The sequence below is a fragment of the Acinetobacter sp. BMW17 genome (assembly GCF_001592855.1).
Taxonomy (GTDB): Bacteria; Pseudomonadota; Gammaproteobacteria; order Pseudomonadales; family Moraxellaceae; genus Acinetobacter; species Acinetobacter johnsonii.
This window is the reverse complement of the sequence record NZ_LSOD01000030.1, coordinates 1-3,212: the sequence shown is the minus strand read 5'-3', so window position 1 is coordinate 3,212 and position 3,212 is coordinate 1. Positions and strand designations below refer to the sequence as shown.

At 36.5% G+C, this 3,212-nt stretch carries 4 protein-coding genes and 1 rRNA gene; 4 read left to right on the top strand and 1 reads right to left on the bottom strand.

All coding sequences use genetic code 11. The features are described 5' to 3' along the window. Window positions 1-331: 331 nt before the first annotated feature. From AXW61_RS09400 to AXW61_RS09385, 4 genes are all read left to right on the top strand, one after another. Window positions 332-691 carry a hypothetical protein gene (locus AXW61_RS09400; protein WP_004983207.1) on the top strand — a complete coding sequence of 120 codons (360 nt, stop codon included), beginning with the start codon at window positions 332-334 and terminating at the stop codon, window positions 689-691. An 82-nt stretch (window positions 692-773) separates the two neighbouring features. Beyond that, window positions 774-1,739: a hypothetical protein gene (locus AXW61_RS09395; RefSeq protein WP_062034116.1), complete on the top strand. Its 966-nt coding sequence runs from the start codon at window positions 774-776 to the stop codon at window positions 1,737-1,739. A 9-nt stretch (window positions 1,740-1,748) separates the two neighbouring features. After that, window positions 1,749-2,297: an ATP/GTP-binding protein gene (locus AXW61_RS09390; protein WP_004695077.1), complete on the top strand. Its 549-nt coding sequence runs from the start codon at window positions 1,749-1,751 to the stop codon at window positions 2,295-2,297. 18 nt (window positions 2,298-2,315) lie between these two features. After that, entirely contained in the window at window positions 2,316-2,723 is a 408-nt protein-coding gene (locus tag AXW61_RS09385; RefSeq protein WP_062034115.1) for a roadblock/LC7 domain-containing protein, read from the top strand. A gap of 169 nt (window positions 2,724-2,892) precedes the next feature. Here the strand turns inward: AXW61_RS09385 and rrf are convergent. Then, window positions 2,893-3,007, bottom strand: a 5S ribosomal RNA gene (gene rrf, locus AXW61_RS09380). Between the last annotated feature and the right edge of the window lie 205 nt (window positions 3,008-3,212).

Here is a 3,212-nt window from a genome sequence, read left to right as displayed (position 1 = left end):
GAAATTATCAAAGTTCTGTTGCTTTAGCCTGTATATTTTTATGGCTACCTTTATAGGGTTAATTATGAACAGTAAATGTCAACAGACCCTAAACACTTTTTCAAATAACAATAAACTTTCTCACACTCCTTTTTAAAATACGCAAACTTAATCACAGAATCTGTAGCAAAAACTGACTAAAAGCCTCGGATTCAATCGTACATTTATTCATCTTTTTTTTGTTACATTTATTTATATTGATAATTTTTTGATGCCGTCCATATAATTAAATCGACTTGTTAAACAACAAGTTAAAAGGATTTCAAAACTCATAAAATTAAAGAGAAAAACTATGGCTAAAGTGTCATTGGAAGCATTAGCAAATATCGATGGATTCTATGCAGCAGCATTGGTCGATGGGGAAAGCGGTTTGGCCCTAGCAACTCAAGGCGGTGGAAGCATCGATTTAGAACTCGCGGCTGCAGGTAATACTGAAGTCGTTCGCTCAAAACGACGTGTTGCACAAGCATTGAACTTGAATGACACCATCGAAGATATTTTAATTACACTCGGTAAGCAGTATCACCTTATTCGTCCTTTAGAAGGCAATGACAAAATATTCTTATATCTTGTCCTTGAACGCTCTAAAGCAAACCTTGCTATGGCTCGCCATGAACTCAAAGGATATGAAAAAGGCCTAGATTTTTCTTAATTTGAATTGCCCCTTTCTCATCCTTTTGGGAAAGGGGTTGTATGCGTTGTCCTCTTCAACCTAATTAAATTAAAGAAACACTATGAATAAGCAATATATTAATATTGCGATTACTGGCCTGAGTTCAAACCATTCTGATGAACTTAAAACACAGCTACGTAATCTCATTCCACAAGAGTATCAAATTAACTGGAGCTCCGCTGCTGACCCAACTATTGATTGTTTATTTATCCATGAAAGCTTTTATGAAACCAAAGGAATCCAAAAGATCATTCGAAGTCGTCAGTTCCCATGGCTAAAAATTTCTAAGCAACCCCATAACGAAAACCGACTCCACGAAAACACAATTTCTTTACCAATTACACATATTGAAAGCTTCTCGAATTGGATTATTCAACATCTACTACACCCCTCTTTTGACAATCAACAAATCCTTCCTATCGAAACTCAGAATAAAAAAACACCCTATAAATTAGAATATTTCAGCAAAATGCTGGATACCGAACGCAACTCAAAGCTACATCTTTTTGATACTTTGGGCACCATTGCCATTATTGATATTCAGAAAAATATCGCTTGGCTCAATACAGAGCGAGAACAAGCCTTTACAGATTCTGGTTTTGATTATGACATTGCCAGCACCAGTAATTTCATGAAAGTCTCACGTAAGCAACCCCATATACTTAGCGACTGGCTATGGCAGTTTTTTTGGGATTCACCCATATTTTTGAAAGAAATTGCACCTGAAGATGGGCATTTTAAGATCCATATGTGGCCTAAGCCAGCAAGCAATGTGGACAGGAAAACCATTTTTCAACTTTCCAGCTGCTTTATTCAAGGTGGTAAAGTTTCAAAAATTGCAACGCAGTTGAACCTCCCCATTGAAACTGTGCAGCGCTTTATTGCAGCCAATATCGCGACCCATAATCTCTCAAAAATCAATATTTGGGATAAACACTTTAATCCACCAGAAATGCCTCAAGTTACAGAAGAAGCAGGTTTAATTAAAAGCTTTTTTGGAAAACTAAGAAAAAAACTAGGCATATAGGATAATAATATGATTTTACAACGCTTTAAAATTGTTTTTGCTGGTGGTATGGGCGCAGGTAAAACAGAGGCTATTCGATCACTCTCAGAGATTCCTGTATTGCAAACAGAGGCTTTCAACACAGATGCACAGCGCCATACCAAATTAGAAACCACAGTTGGTATTGATTATGGTGAAATCACGCTTGATGAAAACCTGACCATTGGGCTATATGGTACACCTGGGCAAAGCCGCTTCGACTTTATTTGGTCTGCCATTACTAAAGGTGCTATTGGTGCTGTGATTTTGATTGACCATCATTCAGATAATCCTATTCAAGAATTAGAAAGTTATCTGGAAACATTTCAAAACTTTACCGACAATATTGCAATCGGCATTACACATACCGATCTTCTTTCTGAGTCAACCAAATCAACCACTATCTATAAAGACTGGTTATTACAAAATGACCTCTTTTCTCCCCTCTTCTTTATCGATGCAAGGAAGAAAGATGACGTTTTATTATTATTAGAAGCGCTCATTACATCCATTGAGATCAACTCAAATATTGCCAATTAACCCTTAACGAGGTTCTATATGTTTACTTTAGCGCAAAGCCGCACAGCACCAAAAGAGTTAATTGATTTTGCAAAGAGTGAGATTCAAGATGTTCTCATGAATGTCCGCAGTGTCAATTATGTCATGCTGTGTAGCACAGATGGCTTCGAGTTAGCCCATGTCTATAAAAGAGATGGGTATAACAGTACTAAACTTGCAGCAGTTAGTAGCTCGATTTTAGCTATGGTTGCAGCCTTTATGAATGAAATTCATCTCGAAGGTTGTCAATCAATTACTTTGGATGCAGACAATGGTAAAGCCATTTTAACCTCAATCCCTTCTTCAAATCACCCAATGATTATTGTAACGCTGACTGAAAAAGATGTACTCTTAGGGCAGCTACTCTATACCCTAAAAAATGCAAGCAACAGAATTATGCAATACTGATCCATCTGATAAAAATATAAACAAATTTAGTTTTTAATAGCAACTAAACCTATTAAATATTAACGGCTATTTTAGCTAATCTTCTTCTTGTCTCTCATTTTTATTATTTAATATTTTCAGCATAAAAAAATCCCCCTAACCGTTAAGTTAGGGGGATTTAGAATTAATGAGCTGGCGATGACTTACTCTCACATGGATAACTCCACACTACCATCAGCGCTAAGAGGTTTCACTTCTGAGTTCGGGAAGGGATCAGGTGGTTCACTCTTGCTATTGTCGCCAGCACAACTGTTTATGACTATTCGTTGGGTCTTATTTACACATTGTGTATGCCTAACTTTCATCAAATGAGTTATTAACAGGTATATTTGAGTTGATTTTAACATAAAGCATAGCTTTATGTCTTGCGCTCGGACAAACATAATTAATGTTTGTTTATTCCTCGCTCATGTATCTAGCTTTATAACTAAATCAAGTTGTTTGCAGTGA

Excerpts from the sequence above, each read along its gene's own strand:
- AXW61_RS09400 (WP_004983207.1), top strand. The coding sequence starts at position 332 with ATGGCTAAAGTGTCATTGGAAGCATTAGCAAATATCGATGGATTCTAT.
- AXW61_RS09395 (WP_062034116.1), top strand. The coding sequence starts at position 774 with ATGAATAAGCAATATATTAATATTGCGATTACTGGCCTGAGTTCAAAC.
- AXW61_RS09390 (WP_004695077.1), top strand. The coding sequence starts at position 1,749 with ATGATTTTACAACGCTTTAAAATTGTTTTTGCTGGTGGTATGGGCGCA.
- AXW61_RS09385 (WP_062034115.1), top strand. The coding sequence starts at position 2,316 with ATGTTTACTTTAGCGCAAAGCCGCACAGCACCAAAAGAGTTAATTGAT.